The sequence below is a fragment of the Kosakonia sp. MUSA4 genome, from assembly GCF_013085925.1.
GTDB lineage: Bacteria > Pseudomonadota > Gammaproteobacteria > Enterobacterales > Enterobacteriaceae > Kosakonia > Kosakonia sacchari_B.
Genome location: NZ_CP025697.1, coordinates 4,686,674 through 4,708,050 on the forward strand (window position 1 = coordinate 4,686,674; position 21,377 = coordinate 4,708,050).

Sequence of the window (21,377 nt, forward strand, 5' to 3'; positions counted from 1 at the left end):
GTCACTCCTTTGTCTGTGTCTCAACTCTCTACCGAACGAATTGCGGCATCGAGATTATCCGGGTGCAGATCGGCCTGAAGAAACGCCGCATCCGCGGGCAAATCAACCATCAGTTGGTGGATCTCACCGAAGGTCAACGTGCCGTGATCCAACTGGTAATCCAGCAAATGGCCACCGCCGCGCCGATCGTCGGTAATAAAGTGTTCGTGATAACCGGCAACATTGATTCCCTGCATATGCTGCGGCGTGCGGAAGCCGACCAACACGCCCGCGCGGCTGTTAAAGCGAAAAACCGGCTGATCGTCGAGCACGTCGGTCATCGCCCGGTAAGGCGGCATCTGGCGCGGTACGGTGCGGGTATGCGCATGGCGAAAATGGCCCTCAATGCGCAGGGCGCAAAAGAGGTTGTCGGAAGGAATCTGTTTATCAATGATCTCGTGCAGTTGTTGCCGGCTGACGGGAGCATCAAACTGCTGGCTGTAGCTCGGCCGGAACCAGGTCATCACGGCGAACGGCGTTTTTTGCTCGGGGCGCGCCTCCCTGGCGCTGCCATCTGCACGCAACTGATAGACTTCGCTGTTGAAGGCAATCAGTTCGCCATCCAGTTCATTAAACGTGCCGAGTCCAAAATCGCCGTGATTGAGTAAATCCTTAATCGTGGTATTTCCTTCGTAAACTCCACTTAATAGCGCACTCATTAGCGATGTTTGATATATCACACATTCAGGTTTGCTTTTAGAAAAAGCACGAATTGTTTCACTTAGATTTTCTTTGCAGGAACAATCAGTTAGATTAGTCATCCTCTAATACCTCATTGAGTAGACCTTTAGAAAAGCTGATTAAATATTGACTCGTTTCAGCGAGAGATTCCAATATACAAACCATCAAGGTTTGAGATGTTTTCGATATGGAACTTCGTTATCTACGCTATTTTGTCGCCGTTGCGCAGACGCAACATTTCACCCGCGCGGCGGAAATACTGGGCATATCACAGCCGCCATTGAGCCAGCAAATTCGCCGTCTTGAGCAGGAAGTGGGAACGCCGTTATTTCACCGTTTAACGCGCGGCGTGGAGCTCACCGATGCGGGCGAAGCCTTTTACGAAGATGCCTGCCAGATCCTCGCCTTAAGTGATGCCGCGCTGGAAAAAGCCAAAGGCATCGCGCGGGGGATCAACGGCAAGCTCTATCTTGGCGTGACCAGTTCCAACGCTTTTCACATCCGCATTTTTGCCGTGCTGCGCCAGTTTCAGCATGACTATCCGCAGGTCATGCTCCATCAGAAAGAGGACAATATGGCGACGCTCATGCAGGAGCTGGATGAAGGGCTGATCGACGTCGCTTTTGTGCGCCTGCCCTGTGAAAACAGCAAAATATTTAATCTGAAATTGATTGATGAAGAGCCGATGCTGATTGCGTTGCACCGCTCACATCCGCTGGCTGATGAAGCCGAACTCGCGCTGTCGGAGCTGTGCGACACGCCTTTGGTGATCTTCCCGCAGGCGGTAGCGCCGGGGCTGTACGAACTGATTTACAACGCCTGTCTGCGCGCCGGCATCGATATGAGCCACCCGCAGCAGGCATCGCAATTCTCTTCATCGCTGAGCATGGTCAGCGCAGGATTTGGTTTCGCCATTGTCCCGCAATCCATGTCCTGCTTTAGTCATCCGCTGGTGACGTTTCACCGCATCAAAGGTGAAGTGTTGAAAACAGACGTGGCGCTGGCGTGGAGGAAATTTGAGCGTTCACCGGCGGTGAAGCGGTTTATTGATAACTTCTGAACGAAAACGCCCGGTCTGCGCCGGGCGCATGGCGTTTAGCTGCGGTGCGTATTGACCACCTGACCGATCCCTTTTCCTTCCAGCGCTTCGTGCGGATCGGCAAAGAAATCAATATTGAAGTACGTGTCATCGGTAAGTAATTCAATGTGATGCCAGTATTGCGGTGGGCTGATGCCAAAGTGCCCGGCTTCAATCACCACTTCCACTTCCGGCGTGGTGTCGTGCTCACCGGCAAAACCGAAATACTTCACCGCGCCCTGCATCACCGACAAACGGCCATAAACGCCCTTTTTGGTATTGTGATGGGTGAGCAGCGCCTGCGGTACCGTCTCTTTCGTCCAGAAAGGCGTGGAGCGGGTATGGCGGAAGTGAAGCGGAATTTGATAGGCCATCATGAACCTCCTGAAGCGTCGTATTACCAGCCACACACATTGGTTTCTTCATCCGATTCGTAGCCACGGACAATGTTAATCAACTCTTTTACCGAATCGGCAGCATTAAGCGGATCTTTCAATGCATCAAGGCTGGAAAATTCTTTATCGACAGAAACGCCATTATTGTTGTTCGTAACCGTCAGAACATATTCACTGTTATTTTCGCTAAACCCGGCAGTCAGCTCGGCAACCGCTTCTACGGCGACATCCGGCACATATAACGACATCGGCTTCAGCCATATTTTTTCTTTCGTTTCATGCTTGCCGGAATGAGAAATCGCTAAAGAATAGCCTTTATTTTCAGTCGTCATGATAAATACCTCACTCTTCTAGCAAAATTTTCGGGTCAACATAGAAATCGACGCTAAATATTGTGTCGTCGGTTAATGCTTCAATGTTGTGCCATTTTTCCGGCGGAAAGACGGCAAATTCCCCGGCATTGATCGTCACGGTTTCTACCGGTTGCGGGCTGGTTTCATCCGCGTAGCCGTTATAGCGGATCGCCCCTTGCGACACGCTCAGTCGCGGGTAAACACCCTGCCGGGTACCGGCGTCCAGATGGCGTTTCCAGATAGACGCCGGGGCGGTTTCTTTCGTCCAGAACGGCGTCGTGCGGGTGTGAACATAGTTTGCGGGTATGGCGATACGTTGCATGTTTCATCCTCAAAGTTCTCAGCAAGCGGTGCTCACCGGGAGGGGAAAAGCATATGTTGCATATCATATACCTCTTTGAAAATTTGTGGACTACTTTTTTTAGTGGCTATTTTATGATGATTCTCGCTACTCAAAAAGGGTTATTGTAAAAGACCATTAACAGGGTGAAAAATAGTCTCATTACGGCTTTAAATATAAGGGAAAAGGGACAATGAAAAGCAAATCAAAACTCAACTCATTCTATTATGGCTTTCCTGTTTTTATGGTCACAACGCAAGACAGCGAAGGGAAAAATAATATCTGCGCCGCTTCATCATCAATTTCACTTGGCGAGAAAATTATTATCGGAATAAGTAAAGGTAGCAAAACACACAGTAATTTAGTTGCCGGTTCCGATGCGGTGATCAATATTCCCGATCATACCTTGTGGGAGAAAGTCGAGCAGGTTGGCAGGCTGACCGGCGGCGATATGCTGTCGGAAAACCAGACCAAATGGGGCGTGGAAATCTGCCATGATAAATTCGCTAAAGCCGGGCTGACTGCGGAAGCCTCGATTGACGTGGCACCGCCGCGTATTGCTGAATGCCCGATTCAGGCGGAATGCCGTTTAGCGTCCATCAGCGATAAAGGCCGTTTTATTCTCGCCGAGCTGGATATTGTCAATCTGTGGGTAGAAAACCCACTCTTAGGTGAAAACGGCATTGTCGATTCCAGCAAATGGAAGCCGCTTATTTTTAATTTCCGCGAATACGACACCGTTGGGGATGCGCTGGGCTTTAACGTTAAATATGGCAACTGATGACGATAATTGCCCCCGTTACCGGGGGCAATACTTAAAAATTTACTCCAGCAGGGTTTTATCCCAGCCATCAAAAATCGCGGCCAGGCTGTATTGCGCTGCGTTCGCCTTCGTGAGCTGGTAGCGCGCGCCGCCCTGCCCGGCACCAGGCCCGCGATTGTCGGATTCATAAAAACGGCTATCTTCCGGGTAGAACCAGATTTTATTTCCGGCTTTATCTTTGCCGGACATTTTGTCCCAGCCGTAAATATGGTCATCAATCTCGCAGTGAATAAACGCCGCCAGGCCAATGGCATGCGGATCGGCATAGCGCCCGTCACTGAATTCAGTGGTTGGATGCCACGGACGCCCGAGCGCAAAGCTGTTTGCCGGTACACCCGGCTCTTTGCTTAATTTACTGTTGATAATAAACAGGCCAAATTTCTGATCGATCTGGGTGGCGGGTGCGGTGATATAGCCGTACGGCGGGTCGGTATCATTGCGGTTGCGGGCAATAATGTCGCAGCGGTCAAATACCGCAATGCCAGGGCCAAAGATAAAATCGACATGACCGCTCACTTCACAATCGGTGAAATAACTGCGGCTGCCGCTTTTGCTGTAGAAGGTGTCCTGATATCCCTCCAGCCGGACATGGCGGAAACGCGCCTTATCCGCGCCTTCAGAAATCATCAGCGCGACCGCCTGCGTATCTTTTAGCTTTTTCGGATCGGTATCCGCCAGCGCGGCATTGGCCGGAAAATCAAAGCTGTTGCGGATGGTCAGGTTCTCGATCGTCACGCCGGTGGCGCGGATCTCCACCGTGCTGGTACGCCCGGTTCCCCACTTTTTCCCGCTGGTATCCAGCGCGCCCGCCGGGGTATTCGCCTCAATCTGCGTCCGATCTTTTGACTGCCCCACCAGCATGACCGGTTTTTCAATCACCAGCCGCTCGTTCCAGCGTCCCTCTTTGATCAGAATGCGCCACGGTGTACCGCTTTTCGGCGCAGCGGTCAGCGCCTGGCTGATGGTGGCAAACTCACCCGCCTGCGGCGTGGCGGAAACGACCGCGTTCCACTCTTCTGCCAGCGCAGTGAACGGGCTGGCGCCAATACAGGCCAGCAACAGCGCGGAATAGTACAGTGTCTTCATCAAAACTCTCCTTCGTTTTTCAGGGTGTCAGCCAGCGCGCGCAACGAATGTGTCTGGCGAATTTGCCATTACGGGCAAACAGCCTGGCAGCACAGTAAATTCCGGAGGGTATTGCCCAGGTATTCTCCTGAAAACAGATCCTCCCGGCCTTACAGCACCGGCGTAATCGAGAGTTTCTGTTTCCTGGAAAATGCGAACTTAACAAAATGCCGGAACGCGCAATGCACATCCGGCTAAGAGAAGGTGTTAATTATTATAGAGATAAAAACAAAACGAAGTTTTACACATTAAAAAACATCGTTTTGAGATCGAATTCAAAAATATGACAGAGGACAAACAAGCCCGCTGCAAAGCGGGCGGGCGATCACAAAGCAAACACGCGCGCGCAGCCGTTAATCTGGATATTGACCTTCATACCCGGCAACCAGCCGGGCCGCGTAACGGTCTGCACGGTAATGTGTTCGTCTGTATGCGCAAAAGCGAGCGTCAGCGCGGAGAGGTAACCGACGAAATCGATATCCACGATGTGCGCCTGCGGCAGACCCGCAGCGCTATCGCACGGTTCGACGCTGATTTGCTCCGGGCGCAGCATAATGCGCCGCGCGCCGGATGCCGACGCATCATCAACCGGAATATCGCCAAGCTGGCAGCGCGCTTTCCCTTGAGCCACCTCGGCTGGCAGAATCAGCGCGTCGCCTAAAAACAGCGCTGTTTCTTCATCCGCTGGCTGCGAATAGACCTCAAAGGGCGAGCCAATCTGGGCAAAGCGCCCGTGGCGGATCACCGCAATCTGGCTGGCGAATGACAACGCCTCTTTCTGATCGTGTGTGACCAGAATCGACGCCACGCCCGCCTGAGTCAGTAAATCTGCCGTCGCTTTACGCGTGGCGGCACGCAAACCGGTATCCAGCGCGGAGAAAGGTTCATCGAGCAGCATCAGCGCCGGTTGTTGCGCCAGCGCACGCGCCAGAGCGACGCGCTGCTGCTGGCCGCCGGAGATCTCATGCGGCCAGCGCTGGGCCAGTTTGCTATCCAGCGACACCATCGCCATTAACGCGTCCACGCGCGCACGCTTCTCATGACGGGAGCCGCTCAGCCCCCAGGCAATGTTTTCCCCCACGCGCAGATGCGGGAACAGCGCACCTTCTTGCGGGACAAAACCAATTTTACGTTGATGGGCGGGAACAAACTGATCGCCAGCAAACAGCGGCTTTCCGTTCATCATCATCTGCCCGCTGTCCGGCCGCTCAAACCCGGCAATCAACCGCAGTAACGTGGTTTTCCCCGAGCCTGACGGGCCAACAATCGCCGTACGGCTACCGGGTGGAATAAGCAGGTTCACACTGTCCAGCACACGTGCGGAGCCAAAGGATTTGGAAATATTGCTCAGTTCTAACATCTTAAAGACCCGACAGTTTTTGTGATTGCTTATAGAGAAGGCCGGTCAACGGCAGGGAAATCAAAATCATCAGCAGCGCGTAGGGCGAGGCCGCAACATAATCGATCTCGCTGGTGAGCGCCCAGAAACCGGTCGCCAGCGTGCGGGTGCCAAGCGGTGAAAGCAGCAGCGTGGCGGTCAGTTCATTGCTGACGCCGAGAAAGACCAGCGCCGCAGCCGCCGCAGCACCTGGAGCCGCCAGCCGCAGCGTGACGCTCAACAGTGCTTTGCCGGGCGAAGTGCCAAGGCTTTGCGCCACCTGTTCCAGCTCCACCGGCGCTTGCGCAATCCCGGCGCGCAGATTGATGAGCGCTCTGGGCATCAGCATCAGCATATACGCCAGAAACAGCGTGACTTCGGTTTGGTAAATCGGTCGGGCGTAATGGATAGTGACGGTGACCAGCGCCAGCGCGACAACAATGCCCGGCAGCGAACTGGTGACGTAGTTGCATCCCTCCAGCACGCGGATCAACGGACTCGGATGGCGCACCGCAAGCCAGGCCGTCGGCAGGGCAAACGCGGTTGTCAGCAACGCGCCGCAAAATGCCAGAAACAGCGTCTGACGCAAAGAGAGCCACAAATCGGCGCTGGACCAGTTCGCCAGCCCGCCAAGCCACAGCCAGCGGGCAAGCACCACCATTGGCGTACCGAGCGCGAGAAGAGCCATCACCAGCATCAGCGCGAATCCGCACGCCGAACTCCCACGCCGAAGCACAAAGCGATGCTGTTGGCGCGCTGCGCCTGCGCCGACGCGGGCATAACGCGCTTTACCGCGCGCGGCGGTCTCCAGTAATAACAACGCCAGGCAGCAGAGAGCGAGCACACCCGCCAGCATGTTGGCAGCCGGGCCGCTAAAGGTGGACTGAAACTGGTCATAAATGGCGGTGGTGAAGGTATCAAAACGGATCATCACGAACAGGCCATATTCCGCCAGTAAATGCAGCGCAACCAGCAGCGCACCGCCGCAAATTGCCAGCTTGAGTTGCGGCAAAACCACGCGGAAAAAGATGCGCCACGGAGGCGTGCCCAACGAGGCCGCAACATCTTCAAGACCCGGATCCAGCCGACGTAATACGGCGGCTACCGGCATATAAATAAAGGGAAAATAGGCCAGCACCGCGAGAAAAACGGCAGCGGGCAAACCGTTGAAACCCGGCGCGACGCTAACCCACGCATAACTTTGCACAAACGCCGGGATCGCCAGCGGCGCAACGGCCAGCAGCGACCAGACGCGCCGCCCAGGCAGCGTGGTTCGCTCCGTCAGCCAGGCCATGGCAACGCCTGCCGCCACACAGGCCGGAACGGCGCAGGCAATCAGTAAAAAAGTGTTGTTGAGCAGCTCACCAACGCGCGGGCGAAAAATGAGCGCCTTCACCGTCGGCCACCCGGTATCAATACCCACCCCAATAACAAATCCCACGGGGAGTAAAGCAAGCAGTGCCGCAAAAGTGGCTAATACCACCAGCACCCCGGAAGGGCGGCGCCGGACGGTTTGGCTGGCCGCGCGGCGTGTCGCCGGAAGACTCAAACTGGACATAAGACGCTCATTCATACCGCAATTACAGGAGACCGGCCTCGGTCATTAACTCGCTCACTTTTTTGCTGTTCAGCGCAGAAGGCTCAACTTTTGGCGCATCCAGTTGATTCAGAGGCACCAGTTTCGCGTTGGAAGCCGCGCCCGCACCAACGGCATATTCAAAAGCGGTATTGGTACGCAGCATATCCTGCCCGGTTTTACCGGTGATCCACTTGATGAAGGCCTGCGCCTGTTTCTGGTGCTTACTGGAGGCTAAAACACCGCCGCCGGAAATGCTGACAAAAGCGCCCGGATCCTGATGCTTGAAGTAGTGAAGCTGGGTGTTTTTGCTGTTTTCGCCGGTTTTGGCCTGATCAACAAAGTAGTAATAGTGGTAGATAACGCCGCCATCAATCTGCCCGGCATTCACCGCTTTTAAGACGGTGCTGTTGCCTTTATAAGGCACGAAATTGGTTTTCATGGCTTTCAGCCAGTCGAGCGTGGCCTTTTCACCTTTCAGCGTGAGCATTGCGCTGACAATCGCCTGGAAGTCCGCGCCTGACGGAGACGCCGCCCAGCGGCCTTTCCATTCTGGTTTGGCTAAATCCATCATTGATGCCGGAAGCTGCGCTGCGCTGATTTTGGTCGGGTTATAAACAAACACCGTGCTGCGCGCGGCAATACCGATCCAGCGGCCATGTGCCGGGCGGAACTGCGCCGGAACCTGCTTCAGAGTGTCGGCATCCAGCGGCGCGAACAGATTGGCATTATCGACCAGCGTCATTGCCGGTGAGTTTTCGGTGAGGAAGACATCCGCCGGAGAAACCTTTCCTTCCTGAACAAGCTGGTTGCCCAGTTCCGTGTCGCCGCCGTTACGCAGCGTCACTTTAATACCCGTTTCTTTGGTGAATTCATCAACCCAGGATTTTGTCAGGTTTTCATGCTGCGCGTTATACACCACGATCCCGTCGTCGTTAGTGGCGGCAGATGCCGCAGACGCGGCGAAAACCGAAGAGATGACCAGTGCAATTGAACAGAACGGCAAAAAGCGATTCTTCATCCTCATTCCTTTTAAAATAAGTGTAATAGCCAGTGCATGCGACCCGGCAGAAGTTTAATACTAGCAAAGGTGAAATGAGAATCGAAATAATTATCAAAAAGAGCGTTTCAAAATTAAATACCATAAAAATGCGAATAACTAAATTAATCTTCCGTTATTAACTACAGGATATTCTTAAGATTAAGACAACCTTAAGTTAAGCAGAAATATTTCATCTATTATTAAGCATGAGGTTCTGGCAACCGTTGATTTTCTTTGAGAGGATAACAAATTAGCATCTGAACACGCGGAATAAAATACAGGCATCGCATAACAGCCTGAAAAGGTAAACAAAATAGCTATGAAAAATAAAAAGATAGATACGATGGCAAAAGTGGCTATGCGCAGCAGAGGCTTGTCGGTCAAGGAGAGACGCGTTCGCTATCAGGGGAAAATTTTCACATTTAAATATGTATCCGGCCACTATGAAGTGTTCTTTAACGATGAAAAGGTCGATGTTATCGAAACAGAAAACATCAATCAGGCGATTGCCGACTACAAAGAAAAACACAACAAAACCAAACGCCAGATACCGTAAAAATTAACCGCATAATTAATGCGGTTGTACAACTCATCTTCATCATAATAACCCATCGTTTACCCGGCATATTCCTCACACAGCCAATATTAAGCCTGCTAAGTAAGTGGTGCATTCTGCCGTCAGTGAAAACAACAGCGATGTACCTTTTCTCGCGGGCGAACGCCAGACAGCCGCAATCCTCAGCAATAAATAGCTGAAGCAAAATGACATCGATACTGACTTAAACTAAATACACACCAACACGTTTACGATATTCAGCTCAGGCCGCCCATAACATATAAGATATATTTTATGGATAAATTCTGAATAGCCTTTGCCTTTATTACGGATTTACCGCCAGAGGATTATTCCAGATCCGTCGGCTGTGATTCTCCGGGAGTGAATGCCTGCACTTCCTGCGCAACCTTTTTCGCTTCCTGCTTGCGCTGCACATGTTCGCTGTTTTCTTTCGCGGCGCGGGCGATGTCTAATTCCTCCTGCGTCACTTTTTTGCCGGAAAAGGCGTCAATCATTTCCGTACTGCCGTCAGGATATTTAACAACCGTTACCAGACGTCCACCAAATTGCGGAATGCCGGTCATCGCCAGCGAATAATCAATTTGATGATTTTCGACTTCTTTCTTTTCTTCGAGCTGCTGCTCCGCCTTTATACCCTTCGCCTCTTTATGGCTTTCGGCGCGGCTGGAGAGCGTGACTTTGGTACTTTCATCCTGATGAGATTTGTTACCCGCTCCGCTTTCAGTGGTGGTGTGTAGATCGGCTTTGGTGGCCGTATTTTCTTGTGTTGCATTGGCAAGGTGCGTGGCTGCCTGAATCGCCTGAATCTCCTGCATCATTATCTCCGCTGCTGGTTACCCGGATAATTCGCTAATGACTCCTCCGATCTGAGTCGAAAAAAAACTCTCATAACGATTATCGACAGCGGAGAGAAACAGATTAATAACAAATAATGATGAAATAATCAGCGCTACAGACAAAATGTAAATAAGCAAACACAGAACAATCACATTAATAATTTACGTTAGAGTGGATTTATTAATTTGAATATCATTTAAGTTATCTCTTAAAAATTAATTATGTACATTGCAGCAGTGTTTATTTCTTATTGTTAAAACATTCATATGTGGAAATGCTATAGCCATCGACCACCGCGCGATAACCGCATCCGACGCCAAACGAACTCCCCACGCCTGCGGCATGCTGCTACTCTCAAACTCTCACAAAATGAAAAACAGCAGGAGTGACCATGAGCCAACAACCTTTACATGCCGCACCGCTAAGCTGGGGCCACGGCCCCCGGACTTTCGAGATCTTTATCGAACCCACCTGCCCCTTCTCCGTCCGGGCGTTTAACAAACTGGACGCGCTGTTAGAAGCCGTTGGCGAAGAGAACGTGACGGTCAAAATTCGCCTGCAATCACAGCCCTGGCATCTCTTCTCTGGTGTGATTGTGCGCTGCATCCTGGCAGCTTCGACGCTGCCCGATGGCAAAAACGCCGCGTATAAGGTGCTGCGCGCGGTTGCCGATCATCGTGAAGAGTTTGAATTTACGGATCATTGCAGCGGTCCGAATATGGATGCCACACCGCAGCAGATTATTGAACGCATTGAAAACTACAGCGGCGTGCAACTGGCAGAGGCTTTTGCTCGTCCGGAGCTGCAAACTGAAATCAAATGGCACTGCAAATACGCGCGCCAGAACGGCATTCATGTTTCTCCAACCTTTATGGTCAATGGGCTGGTGCAGGCCGATCTTGGCAGTGGTGATGACATCAGCGTCTGGGCGCAGCGCATCCTTGCCTGACCCCGCGACCACTTATACTCACTTAACACTTCAACACATCAACGAAAAGGCGGACCAAAATGTCAGACAACTATCAGCCACCGAAGGTCTGGACGTGGGATAAATCCGGCGGCGGCGCTTTCGCGAATATCAACCGCCCGGTTTCCGGCCCGACGCACGACAAAACATTACCGGTGGGCAAACACCCGCTCCAGCTCTATTCGCTCGGCACGCCGAATGGTCAGAAAGTCACGATCATGCTGGAAGAACTGCTGGCAAAAGGGGTTAGCGAGGCGGAGTACGACGCCTGGCTGATTCGTATCGGCGAAGGGGATCAATTCTCCAGCGGTTTTGTCGACGTCAACCCGAACTCCAAAATCCCGGCACTGCGCGATCACAGCACGACACCGCCGACGCGCGTGTTTGAATCCGGCGCGATCCTGCTGTATCTGGCAGAGAAATTCGGCCACTTCCTGCCAAAAGATCCGGCAGGACGCACAGAAACGCTGAACTGGCTGTTCTGGTTACAGGGCTCTGCGCCGTTCCTCGGCGGCGGCTTTGGCCATTTCTACAACTATGCGCCGGTTAAAATCGAGTACGCCATCAACCGCTTTACCATGGAAGCCAAACGTCAACTGGACGTGCTGGATAAACAGCTGGCCAACCATAAATTCATTGCGGGTGATGAGTACACCATTGCCGATATGGCGATTTGGCCGTGGTACGGCAACGTGGTGCTTGGCAATGTGTATGACGCCGCCGAATTCCTTGATGCGGGCAGCTACAAAAATGTGCAGCGCTGGGCACAGGAGATTTTCGCCCGCCCGGCAGTGAAACGCGGTCGCATCGTTAACCGTACGTTCGGCGCGCCGAACGAGCAGCTGCACGAACGCCATGACGCCAGCGATTTCGATACGCAGACCGAAGATAAACGCAACGCCTAATCTTCCTCACCGGGCGGAATGCCGCCCGGTTTCTTATCCCGCTGCCAGCTCGTCGCTCTCCATTTGTCGAAGCGCCGCAAGCGTCGCCAGCGCCTCCTGCTCGTCAATAATGCTCATGGCAAAGCCAACATGCACCAGCACCCACTGGCCGAGCAATTGGCGCGGCGATTCTTCGCACACCAGCGCAATATTGACATCGCGGCGCACACCACACACATCCACTTGCGCCAGTTGATGAAAATCGTCGCCAACGGCCACCACCTGGCCCGGTACGCCTATACACATCGTTGCCTTACTCCACTTCAATACTTTTGATCTGCACGCCGTCGCTGTGCTCAATATGCAACGTCGGGCAGTGACAGCGCGGACACTCATCGTGCCGGGTGATCTCTACCGACGCGCTACAGTTCCAGCACCACGCCTGCGCGGGTTTATGGATGATATGCAGCGTGCACCCCTGTGCCAGCGTATCGCGACAGGCAATATCGAAACCGAACCGCAGGGCGCTCTCTTCGATACAGGCCAGCGCGCCGATTTCCAGCCAGACGCCAGTCACGCGCTGCGCGCCGTGCTGCTTCGCCTGCTGTGCGATAATTTCCACCGCATTCTGGCACAGCGATAACTCATGCATGCTGCGCGCCTCGCTGGCCGAACAGCAGCGCACGGCGGCTTACGCTGGCATCCGTGACCGGTAGCGAGAGCGCCATCTTCAGGCAGTTATCCGCCAGTTGTACGCCCTGCTGCGGGCTGAGATCGGGCGTTAATGGCGACATCAAGGAGCAACTCAGGTACTGCCCCAGCGCCGGTAATTCGCCAACGGTAAAGGTCATCTCGCCGTAGGGCAGTTGCAACCCCAGCCGCTCGCTGACGCGCCGCACTGGCCAGCATTGCTGCGGGCCGGGATAGATGTGCAAACTCAGCATCCACGGCGTCAGCACACAGCCAAGCCACTGGTTTTCAAACAGAGTAAACGGCGTGGCGTACACCTCCATTTGCGGGTGCACAAACGGCAGCCCCTGCATTTCATGGGCGGCAATCGCCTTAAAAGCCTGCTGCACTTCGCGGTGCGGCGAAACGTCAAATCCTGGCAATTCATCATTGTGCATGAGCAGCCTCCCGTGGCGTCAGCACAACGCCGGATTCAGCCAATGCATCAATCACCGCCGCCAGCGCGCTATCAAGGCAGGCTTCCACCACCGGCGTCATGCCGATATGCGGCTCCAGCGAGGCTGGCGTAACGCCAATCAGCGTCAGTTTCGCCGGAAACTCACCGGTAAAACGCAGCGCCGACAGGACGTCCGCCAGCCCTAACTGGTGCGGAGAAATTTTATTGCTGAACAGCGTCGGCACTTCGTCATCACGCAGAATGATGATCCTTCCAGGCTCGCTTTTCCGGCTGACGATCGCGTCGGCAATAATCAGGTGATCGCGGTTAGCCATCGCGTCGAGCAGCTCCATTCCGGCGGTACCGCCATCCAGCGCTTCAACCTCTTCCGGCAGATGGAAGCGCTGCGCCAGCGCTTCCACAACCCGTACGCCAATCGCTTCGTCGGTCAATAAAATGTTGCCGACGCCCAGCACTAAAATCGACATCACAGCACCTTCACCGACACAACGTCGTTGCCATCCGCGTCCAGCACATGCACTGCACAGGACATACAGGGATCGAACGAATGCACGGTGCGCACCACTTCCAGCGGTTTTTGCACGTCCGCAACCGGTGTGCCCACCAGCGACAGTTCGTACGGCCCGGCGTCATCATTAAAGTTGCGCGGCCCGGCATTCCAGGTCGATGGTACAACCGCCTGATAGTTGGCGATTTTACCGTCTTTGATCACCACCCAGTGGGAAAGCATGCCGCGCGGCGCTTCCAGAAAGCCGACGCCTTTAAACTCGCCGCTCTGCGGAATGTCGGTTTTCGCATAGGTTTGCGTGTCGCCTTTGCCGATATTATCGATCAGCGCCTGATACTGATTTTGCAACACGCCGTGCAGTTCGCAGGCGTGAACGGTGCGGCCAATAATGCGTCCCAGCGTTGAATGTAGCTGCGCCACGCCGATCGTTTTACCGGTTAATTTCTGGTAGATAGCGACAATATCATTCAGTTTCGTTGCTGTAGTTTCGTGCTTCGCCGCCAGTTTGCAGAGCATATTGGCCAGCGGACCCACTTCCACCGTTTTGCCGTAAAAGGTAGGCGATTTCACCCAGGAATATTTGCCCTCTTCCTGCCAGCCGGTGTACTGCGGCAATGTCGTGCCCTGCCACGGCTCCTGCGGCGCCTCGTCTTTGTACCATGCGTGTTTCGCACTCTCCTGGATCCCTTTCACCATAAACGGATCGTCACCGGTGGTGATCGCCCGGAAGGTGCTGAGATCGGCATTTTCGATATACCCGCCGGGGAACAGGAAGCTGCCGTTGTTCGCATCGGTGGGAAATTCCGGCGTGCTGAGGTAATTCACCGCGCCTTTGCCGAGCGACAACCACTCGGGATAGAACGCGGCAATGACGGCGGTATCCACTTTATAAACCTGCTCAATAAAGCCCTCGAGGCGATCGATAAACGACTTCAGGTACATCAGGCGTTCAAGGTTCAGCACTTCAATGCTGTCAAGGTTGATCGGGTTGGCGACACCGCCGACCGCCAGGTTCTGGATATGCGGTGACTTACCGCCGAGCAGCGCCACAATGCGGTTAGCATCGCGCTGGCACTCCAGCGCTTGCAGGTAGTGTGCGACAGCTATCAGGTTCACTTCCGGCGGTAATTTCATTGCCGGATGTCCCCAGTAACCGTTGGCAAAAATACCCAACTGGCCGCTGGCAACCAGCGCTTTGATCTTATCCTGCACCGCTTTGAACTCACCTTCGCTGTTCAGCGGCCAGTCAGAGATCCCGTGCAGCAGCGCGGCGGCTTTTGCCGGATCGGCCTGCAACGCCGAGGTGATATCCACCCAGTCGAGCGCCGAGAGCTGATAAAAATGGACGATGTGATCGTGGATCGAGTGCGCGGCAAGAATAATATTGCGGATGTACTGCGCATTCAGCGGCACATTGACCTTCAGCGCACTTTCTACTGCCCGCACTGAGGCGATCGCGTGAATGGTGGTACAAACACCACAAATACGCTGCATGATGATCCAGGCATCGCGCGGATCGCGATCCTTCACAATCTCTTCCATTCCGCGCCACATGGTTCCCGAGGACCAGGCCTTTGATACGACGCCGTTTTCAATTTCGCAATCAATGCGTAAATGACCCTCAATGCGGGTCACCGGATCGATGGTGATACGTTGACTCATGCTTCGCTCGCCTCATGTCGCGCAGGTGTTTTTAACGGAGGAATAATCGGCAACAGACGTATGAGTAAGATGTATGCACAGACTTCAATTGCCACAAAACCAATAGAGATCATCAGCTCCTCCCCGGTCGGGAAGTAGCCGTATCCGTTGCCAGGATTGAACGCCAGCAGCGAATAGGAGAGCCGCCACAGCGCGCAACCTAACAGCATGCTGAGAGCGGCCAGGAACAGAACGCGGGAATCGTTGCGCCAGCGGGAAATGCGCAGCGCCAGCAGCGGGAACGCCAGCAGCGCCAGTTCCAGCCAGAATATCAGGCTGTAAAAATCCCCGGCGAATGCGTAATGCCACTTGCCGCGCCAGCTGATTTCACCGACGCGCAGCAGCAGGAACAGCGCCAGCAGAACGCTTATCACGCCCATCAGTTTATTGAACAGGCGCTTCTCATCCGGGCCGTTGCCGCGCAGGCTGGCCTGCATTAAGGAGCCTTCAAAGATAACGATCGAAAAGCCCATAATAAAAGCGGTCAGCAGTGAGAAGAGCGGCAGCATTTCGTAGCTTTGCCACAGCGGATAAACTTTGTATCCGGCGGCAATCATCAGCGAGCCCATCGATGACTGGTGCATCGTCGGCAGCAGCGCGCCAAGGGCGATGATAAAAAACATCACCTTATTCAGGCGGCGCAGCGAGACCTTCCAGCCCAGCCTTTCCAGCAGCGCAGGCGCAAATTCCAGCGCCATCACGCCGATATAGATGGTCATACAGACAGCCGTTTCGAACAGCACCGAATTAACGTTGAAGTATCCGGGAATGTAGAAATAGGGCAGATTCCAGTAACGGCCAACGTCAATAGTGATGGATAACCCGCCCAGCGAATAACCGAACAGGCTGCACAACAGCGCCGGACGCACCAGCGGATGATAATCGCCGCGATTGAAGACATAGACTGCCCACGCCAGCGCCCAGCCGCCGCAGGCGAAGCCGGTGCCGATCAGCAGGTCGAAGGCGATCCAGATCCCCCACGGATAACCGCCGTTCAGATCCGAGACCGATCCAAGGCCGAAGATCAGACGTTTGAGAATAAAGATCGCGCACAGCACGATCAGCGGGGCGAACAGTAGCACGGGTTTGCTCAGCAGCTTACCGCCCATGGCTTGTGGATCATGACTCATGGTCATCCTCCTCGTGGTGCTCATTCTTCGTATTGCGCCGCACCAGCGCCGTCAGACCTGCCAGCACCGCCAGCGGCAACATCATGCCTTTGTACACCGTATGCTGAACGTGTTCGGATCGCGCGCCGGTCGCCAGGGAGTCCAGCGCCGGTAAACCGAGATCGGTATAAGGCACGCCTGTCAGCACCAGCACCTGCGTGCCGCCGCCCTCTTTCTCGCCGTATAAGTGCGGGTAATAGTGCGGGACATCGTGAAGGTAAACATCGTCGGCATGCAGCGTCTGACGGGGATAGCGATATTCGGAACCCGGCTTCAGCGTGAGGCGTTTTTTGGCTTCGGCCAGCAACTCCTCGCGGGTGCCGTAAATCACCGCCCCTGCCGGGCAAACCTCCACGCAGCCGGGAAGCTCGCCTTTATCAAGGCGCTCGACGCCTTTCTGATTGCAGAGCTGGCATTTGTGGATCTGGCCGAACGGATTGTCGTAATCATATTTCGGCACGTCGAAAGGACAGGCGACCATACAGTAGCGGCAGCCGGTACAGACATCCGGGTTGTAGTGAACAATGCCGGTGACGGCGTCTTTCTTCAGCGCCTGTACCGGGCAGACCGACACGCAGTTAGCATCCACGCAGTGCATGCACTGTTTTTTGATGTAGGCATAGCCATTTTCGGCCTGGTCTTTGTTTTGCCCGTTGCCGCTGTGCCAGACCTGAATAATGTTGTTGGTATACGGAGAGAGTTTGTCGTTGTTCGACCAGGTTTGTTCACCCTGCGGGTTAGGCACCGGCGAGTTGATCGCCTGGCAGCGTGAAACGCAGGCCTGGCAGCCGACACAGAGCGTCGAGTCATATAACATGCCCAGCGCTCCGGGGATCGGCGGCCGGTTTTGCGCAGCGGCAAAACTGGCGGACGATCCCCCCACCAGCAGCGCCCCGCCGGACGCCACTTTGAGAAAATCACGTCTGTTCACGGCTATTCTCCCTGCGAATCAGCGTCGTTTTTCTTCTGTTGCCGCCCCAGCTCGCGCACCGTCATCACGCCAACGCCCGCCACCAGACCGACTACGCCACCCAGCAGGCCGACGGCCGTTGCTGACACCGTGCCGCCTTCTTTCAGTTGCACGTCGGGTTTTTCAGCGCGCGGTGTGGGATTTTCGACATGGGCAAGCTGAGAAATGCCTTTATGAAAGCCAACGCCTTCTTCATTACAGCCGTAACAAGGGTGACCGATAGCAACTGGCCATGCGCCACCAACATCGCAGAACTGTAACGTCGAGCAGTTACCCCAGGTTTCCGGGCCTTTACAGCCGAGGTGATAAAGACACCAGCCCTGCCGGTGCCCGGCATCGCCGAACTCTTTTGCAAAACGTCCGGCATCAAAGTGCGGACGGCGTTCGCAGTGTTCGTGGATCAAGCGCCCGTAAGCAAACGCGGGCCGGTTTTTGCTGTCCAGCGCCGGGGGTTTGCCAAAGGTGATGAGATGCGCCACGGTAGCGAGGAAATTTTGAGGGTTCGGCGGACAGCCAGGAATATTAATCACCGTTTTCCCCGGCAACACCGCCTGCAAACTGACCGCGCCGGTAGGATTCACACCTGCCGCCGCCACGCCGCCCCAGGCGGCGCAGGAACCGATCGCGATAATGGCGGCTGCGTTTTCTGCCGCCTTGCGAATATGGTCAACAATAGGCTCGCCGGCCACCATGCAATAAATACCGCCGTCTTTCATCGGAATGGAGCCGTCAACCACCAACACGTACTGGCCTTTATATTGCTCCAGCGCATGGTGTTTGTTCTCTTCAGCCTGATGCCCGAACGCGGCGGAAAGCACTTCGTGGTACTCCAGCGAAATGGTTTCCAGCACAAGGTTTTCAACGGTGGGATGAGTGGCGCGAAGCAGCGATTCGGTACATCCGGTGCACTCCTGCGCACCAATCCAGACAACCGGAGGACGTTGCGGATGGCTGATGGCTTCAGCCATCTCTGCGGCCGCCTTGCCGCTCAGCCCCATCGTGGCCGCCAGCGCGGCACACAGCTTCATAAAATCACGACGACTCACACCCTGGGATGCTAAATGTAAATTATCTCCTGCCATTTATTTTTTATTCCTCAGCCCGAACTAAGAATATTCTCCATCCAACAGGAAGAAGAGTGCTGCGATCGCTCCGACAATTAAGCACATAAAAATCAGGGGCATTATGCAAAAATGAGACGAGGATTACATTACACGGACTGGGTGTAGGGGTATTAGGGCACAAATGAACAAAAAAAAATGAAAGTCACCCTCGACAAAAGTGACCTTCACAAAAGAGAACTACATATTGAGCGAAGCGTATTGTTATGTTTCGAGGCGGTATCCCGCCATAAAAAATCGGATCACCGTGCTGGAGTGATTCTCGCGAAAGAAGTCCATCACCATCTCTTTATCCAACCCGTAGCGGCGAGTGAGAATGCCTGCTTCCCACGCGCTGAGTTGTCGATCGCCTGTCTTTTCAAACATGCGGTGCGAAAACCCAAGGACAAAACCCCGCTTATAGTCCGGGCAGAAATGCGCCACATTGCTGGCGCTATCCGCCTGTGCTGCATTCAGCCCGGCCATTAAACCTTTACCAAAATGGTTTTCCATCGTTATCACCCCCAATCGTTATATAAAAAATTATATAACGATCTGTTGCGAGGGTGATAGCGCTGATTAAAACGCCACCCACTCGTCCGACGATGCGGCAGATTTAGAAGTGGTTTTGCGCGACAAATCCGGTTTTACCAGCGCTGTCGTTGCTGAGTTATTCTGCTCGTTACTGGAAAGACGGAACTGCTGAACAGAACGTTGCAGCTCTTCTGTCTGGCGCTCCAGCGCCGCTGCGGCCGCAGAGATCTGCTCCACCAGCGAGGCGTTCTGCTGCGTGACGCTATCCATCTGGCTGATCGCGACGCCCACCTGAGAGATACCTTTACTCTGCTCCGCAGAGGCCGAGGCAATTTCTTTCATAATGGTGGTCACTTCGGTCACGGCCCGCAGGATACTTTCCATGGTGGTGCCGGTGTCATTCACCAGTTGCGCCCCTTTCTCGACGCGGCTGACTGAATCGGCTATCAGCGTTTCGATCTCTTTCGCCGCGCCCGCACTGCGGCTGGCAAGGTTACGGACTTCCCCGGCGACGACGGCAAAACCACGCCCTTGTTCACCCGCGCGCGCCGCTTCAACCGCAGCGTTCAGCGCCAGAATGTTCGTCTGGAAGGCAATGCTGTTAATCACGGTGGTGATCTCAGCAATTTTCTTCGAGCTACCGGAAATTCCGTCCATCGTGCTGATGACATCTTTAACCAGCGCGCCGCCTTTGCTGGCGGTAGCTGAAGCCACTTCCGCCAGTTGGCTGGCCTGGCTGGCGTTGTCAGCATTCAGTTTGACCGTTGAAGTCAATTCTTCCATGCTGGCTGCCGTCTGCTCCAGCGCGGCGGCCTGCTCTTCGGTACGGGAAGAGAGATCATTATTGCCGGAAGAGATCTCACTCGCCCCGCGCCAGATATTTTCGCTGCCGTGGCGGATACTGCTAACCGCTTCACGCAGGCTATCCTGCATCGCCAGCAACAGCGGCACGACTTTGCCGACGCAGTTACGACCAAAATCTTCCAGCGGCTGGCTGAGATCGCCCTGCGCCATCAGCGTGAAATGCGCGCGGATACGATCCAGCGGGCGCACCAGCATGGTGACCAGATAGCGGTCGGTAAAGAGCAGGATCAACAGGCCAATCACCATCGCTGAAATAATTGCCACGCGAGTGGTTTTCGTCTGGCTATCGACGACAACGCGCGTCTGATCGAGCATCTCACCCGCGGCTTTATTAAAGCTTTCGGTCGCCGCCCCAAAGCTGCGGCTTAAACCCGGCGTGACATTATTTGCTTGCTGGCGATAGGCGTCAGGCGTTCCCTGCTGTGCCAGTTGAAATTGCGGCGTGATCCCCTGTTCCAGCAGCGCCTGCCAGTTACTGATCACTTGCTCAGAGACTTTCTCATCTATCGGCCCTGGCGAAATCGCTTTAAACGCCGCCAGATAACGGGTCATATTGTCCAGCGCCTGTTGAACCGGCGCCATATCCGGCGAGCCACCCGCAGCTTTGGCTTCCATTACGCGGCTGAGACGAGTCACAAACCGAAAGTACTGATCATTGCCCTGGCTAAGCAGAGTCATCTGTGACACTAACTGGCGATCCACCTCATTGCCGTCGGCCACTTTTGACAGAGAAAAAACGCTATACAAACCGACGCCTGACCACATCACGCCGAAGATCCCGAGGATCGCCAGCATAACGGCTCGTATAGTAAAGTTACGAAGCATACTCATAATATTATCCTTGCGGTGAAGGTACATTCTCGCCTGCGGGCGAGACTTATCTCCGTTATCGGCATGGACAAGAAAATTCTGCATGGTAAAAGTGAAAAAAATGATAAAAAAATTTTTACCCTTATGCTTTTTCATCATGCTGTGCCGGGGCGGTACAGGATCTTATTCTGTCTCATCATCGGGTTATTAATCATTGTGATTCTCATGTCGTTTATTTACAAAAAATAAACATAACTAGTTGTTTTTTAACAAAATAAAAAATAAATTCCACTCAGATAATTGTTTCTTAAGTTAATGGTTTTAAAATCCATAATTAATAAGATGGAAAAAACAAACAGCCTCGTCGATATATAAAAAAGAAAAACACAAATGTTAATAACAATTAAAATAAGATTTTTTAAAAGTTGAACAAATGAATAACGGCACACAAACAAAGGATGCTTTTAATAATAAAAAAG

At 53.9% G+C, this 21,377-nt stretch carries 24 protein-coding genes; 5 read left to right on the top strand and 19 right to left on the bottom strand.

The window, feature by feature from the left end:
- Positions 1 to 20 precede the first annotated feature (20 nt).
- A complete protein-coding gene (gene budA / locus C0557_RS22185) occupies positions 21 to 800 on the bottom strand; it encodes an acetolactate decarboxylase (RefSeq protein ID WP_208661177.1) in 780 nt (259 codons plus the stop codon).
- A 107-nt stretch (positions 801 to 907) separates the two neighbouring features.
- Here budA and C0557_RS22190 point away from each other — a divergent pair, with 107 nt between their 5' ends.
- Positions 908 to 1,780 (top strand): LysR family transcriptional regulator, encoded by an 873-nt coding sequence (locus tag C0557_RS22190; protein WP_208661179.1) that lies wholly within the window; start codon positions 908 to 910, stop codon positions 1,778 to 1,780.
- A gap of 35 nt (positions 1,781 to 1,815) precedes the next feature.
- Here C0557_RS22190 and C0557_RS22195 read toward each other — a convergent pair whose 3' ends face one another.
- Genes C0557_RS22195 through C0557_RS22205 form a run of 3 tightly spaced genes read right to left on the bottom strand, consistent with a single transcriptional unit; the run spans position 1,816 to position 2,868 of the window.
- Positions 1,816 to 2,172: a DUF1971 domain-containing protein gene (locus C0557_RS22195; protein WP_064563660.1), complete on the bottom strand. Its 357-nt coding sequence runs from the start codon at positions 2,170 to 2,172 to the stop codon at positions 1,816 to 1,818.
- Between the two features lie 23 nt (positions 2,173 to 2,195).
- Positions 2,196 to 2,525 (bottom strand): DUF1869 domain-containing protein, encoded by a 330-nt coding sequence (locus C0557_RS22200; RefSeq protein ID WP_074772646.1) that lies wholly within the window; start codon positions 2,523 to 2,525, stop codon positions 2,196 to 2,198.
- A gap of 10 nt (positions 2,526 to 2,535) precedes the next feature.
- Positions 2,536 to 2,868, bottom strand: coding sequence for a DUF1971 domain-containing protein (locus tag C0557_RS22205; RefSeq protein WP_043956556.1), 333 nt, complete (start codon positions 2,866 to 2,868; stop codon positions 2,536 to 2,538).
- Between the two features lie 211 nt (positions 2,869 to 3,079).
- Between C0557_RS22205 and C0557_RS22210 the strand changes: the two genes are divergently transcribed.
- Entirely contained in the window at positions 3,080 to 3,667 is a 588-nt protein-coding gene (locus C0557_RS22210; RefSeq protein ID WP_208661181.1) for a flavin reductase family protein, read from the top strand.
- A gap of 42 nt (positions 3,668 to 3,709) precedes the next feature.
- On the opposite strand, the gene C0557_RS22215 is transcribed toward C0557_RS22210, so the two are convergent.
- The 4 genes from C0557_RS22215 to C0557_RS22230 all read right to left on the bottom strand — a co-directional run bounded on the left by C0557_RS22215 (position 3,710) and on the right by C0557_RS22230 (position 8,809).
- Positions 3,710 to 4,795 (bottom strand): pectinesterase family protein, encoded by a 1,086-nt coding sequence (locus C0557_RS22215; protein WP_208661183.1) that lies wholly within the window; start codon positions 4,793 to 4,795, stop codon positions 3,710 to 3,712.
- 364 nt (positions 4,796 to 5,159) lie between these two features.
- Positions 5,160 to 6,194, bottom strand: a complete 1,035-nt coding sequence (locus C0557_RS22220) for an ABC transporter ATP-binding protein (RefSeq protein WP_208661185.1) — start codon at positions 6,192 to 6,194, stop codon at positions 5,160 to 5,162.
- A 1-nt stretch (position 6,195) separates the two neighbouring features.
- Positions 6,196 to 7,770: an iron ABC transporter permease gene (locus C0557_RS22225; protein ID WP_208661187.1), complete on the bottom strand. Its 1,575-nt coding sequence runs from the start codon at positions 7,768 to 7,770 to the stop codon at positions 6,196 to 6,198.
- Between the two features lie 22 nt (positions 7,771 to 7,792).
- Entirely contained in the window at positions 7,793 to 8,809 is a 1,017-nt protein-coding gene (locus C0557_RS22230) for an iron ABC transporter substrate-binding protein (protein ID WP_074772631.1), read from the bottom strand.
- A 340-nt stretch (positions 8,810 to 9,149) separates the two neighbouring features.
- Between C0557_RS22230 and C0557_RS22235 the strand changes: the two genes are divergently transcribed.
- Complete coding sequence (locus C0557_RS22235; protein ID WP_007370154.1) at positions 9,150 to 9,386, top strand: hypothetical protein; 237 nt, start codon at positions 9,150 to 9,152, stop codon at positions 9,384 to 9,386.
- A 347-nt stretch (positions 9,387 to 9,733) separates the two neighbouring features.
- On the opposite strand, the gene C0557_RS22240 is transcribed toward C0557_RS22235, so the two are convergent.
- On the bottom strand, positions 9,734 to 10,225 hold the full coding sequence (locus tag C0557_RS22240) for a hypothetical protein (RefSeq protein ID WP_253073759.1): 492 nt from the start codon (positions 10,223 to 10,225) through the stop codon (positions 9,734 to 9,736).
- 410 nt (positions 10,226 to 10,635) lie between these two features.
- Here C0557_RS22240 and C0557_RS22245 point away from each other — a divergent pair, with 410 nt between their 5' ends.
- Positions 10,636 to 11,193, top strand: a complete 558-nt coding sequence (locus C0557_RS22245; protein ID WP_208661189.1) for a thioredoxin domain-containing protein — start codon at positions 10,636 to 10,638, stop codon at positions 11,191 to 11,193.
- Positions 11,194 to 11,252: 59 nt separating this feature from the next.
- A complete protein-coding gene (gene yghU, locus C0557_RS22250; protein WP_208661191.1) occupies positions 11,253 to 12,116 on the top strand; it encodes a glutathione-dependent disulfide-bond oxidoreductase in 864 nt (287 codons plus the stop codon).
- 33 nt (positions 12,117 to 12,149) lie between these two features.
- On the opposite strand, the gene hybG is transcribed toward yghU, so the two are convergent.
- From hybG to C0557_RS22300, 10 genes are all read right to left on the bottom strand, one after another.
- The gene (gene hybG, locus C0557_RS22255) at positions 12,150 to 12,401 is read right to left on the bottom strand and encodes a hydrogenase maturation factor HybG (RefSeq protein ID WP_074772620.1); all 252 of its coding nucleotides are present in this window, start codon (positions 12,399 to 12,401) and stop codon (positions 12,150 to 12,152) included.
- Positions 12,402 to 12,408: 7 nt separating this feature from the next.
- Positions 12,409 to 12,747 carry a hydrogenase maturation nickel metallochaperone HypA gene (gene hypA, locus C0557_RS22260; RefSeq protein WP_208661199.1) on the bottom strand — a complete coding sequence of 113 codons (339 nt, stop codon included), beginning with the start codon at positions 12,745 to 12,747 and terminating at the stop codon, positions 12,409 to 12,411.
- The gene (gene hybE / locus C0557_RS22265; protein WP_208661207.1) at positions 12,740 to 13,222 is read right to left on the bottom strand and encodes a hydrogenase-2 assembly chaperone; all 483 of its coding nucleotides are present in this window, start codon (positions 13,220 to 13,222) and stop codon (positions 12,740 to 12,742) included. The genes hypA and hybE overlap by 8 nt, the downstream gene beginning before the upstream one ends.
- The gene (locus C0557_RS22270) at positions 13,212 to 13,709 is read right to left on the bottom strand and encodes a HyaD/HybD family hydrogenase maturation endopeptidase (protein WP_208661209.1); all 498 of its coding nucleotides are present in this window, start codon (positions 13,707 to 13,709) and stop codon (positions 13,212 to 13,214) included. Before C0557_RS22270 ends, hybE begins: the two co-directional genes overlap by 11 nt.
- Positions 13,709 to 15,412 (bottom strand): hydrogenase 2 large subunit, encoded by a 1,704-nt coding sequence (hybC, locus tag C0557_RS22275; protein ID WP_074772611.1) that lies wholly within the window; start codon positions 15,410 to 15,412, stop codon positions 13,709 to 13,711. Before hybC ends, C0557_RS22270 begins: the two co-directional genes overlap by 1 nt.
- Positions 15,409 to 16,581, bottom strand: coding sequence for a Ni/Fe-hydrogenase cytochrome b subunit (gene hybB, locus C0557_RS22280; RefSeq protein WP_208661211.1), 1,173 nt, complete (start codon positions 16,579 to 16,581; stop codon positions 15,409 to 15,411). Before hybB ends, hybC begins: the two co-directional genes overlap by 4 nt.
- Positions 16,571 to 17,551 (bottom strand): hydrogenase 2 operon protein HybA, encoded by a 981-nt coding sequence (gene hybA / locus C0557_RS22285; protein ID WP_074772605.1) that lies wholly within the window; start codon positions 17,549 to 17,551, stop codon positions 16,571 to 16,573. The genes hybB and hybA overlap by 11 nt, the downstream gene beginning before the upstream one ends.
- A gap of 2 nt (positions 17,552 to 17,553) precedes the next feature.
- The gene (gene hybO, locus C0557_RS22290) at positions 17,554 to 18,672 is read right to left on the bottom strand and encodes a hydrogenase 2 small subunit (RefSeq protein WP_007370143.1); all 1,119 of its coding nucleotides are present in this window, start codon (positions 18,670 to 18,672) and stop codon (positions 17,554 to 17,556) included.
- A gap of 243 nt (positions 18,673 to 18,915) precedes the next feature.
- On the bottom strand, positions 18,916 to 19,203 hold the full coding sequence (locus C0557_RS22295) for a DUF2623 family protein (RefSeq protein WP_074772602.1): 288 nt from the start codon (positions 19,201 to 19,203) through the stop codon (positions 18,916 to 18,918).
- A gap of 66 nt (positions 19,204 to 19,269) precedes the next feature.
- Complete coding sequence (locus tag C0557_RS22300; protein WP_208661214.1) at positions 19,270 to 20,919, bottom strand: methyl-accepting chemotaxis protein; 1,650 nt, start codon at positions 20,917 to 20,919, stop codon at positions 19,270 to 19,272.
- Positions 20,920 to 21,377: the final 458 nt, after the last annotated feature.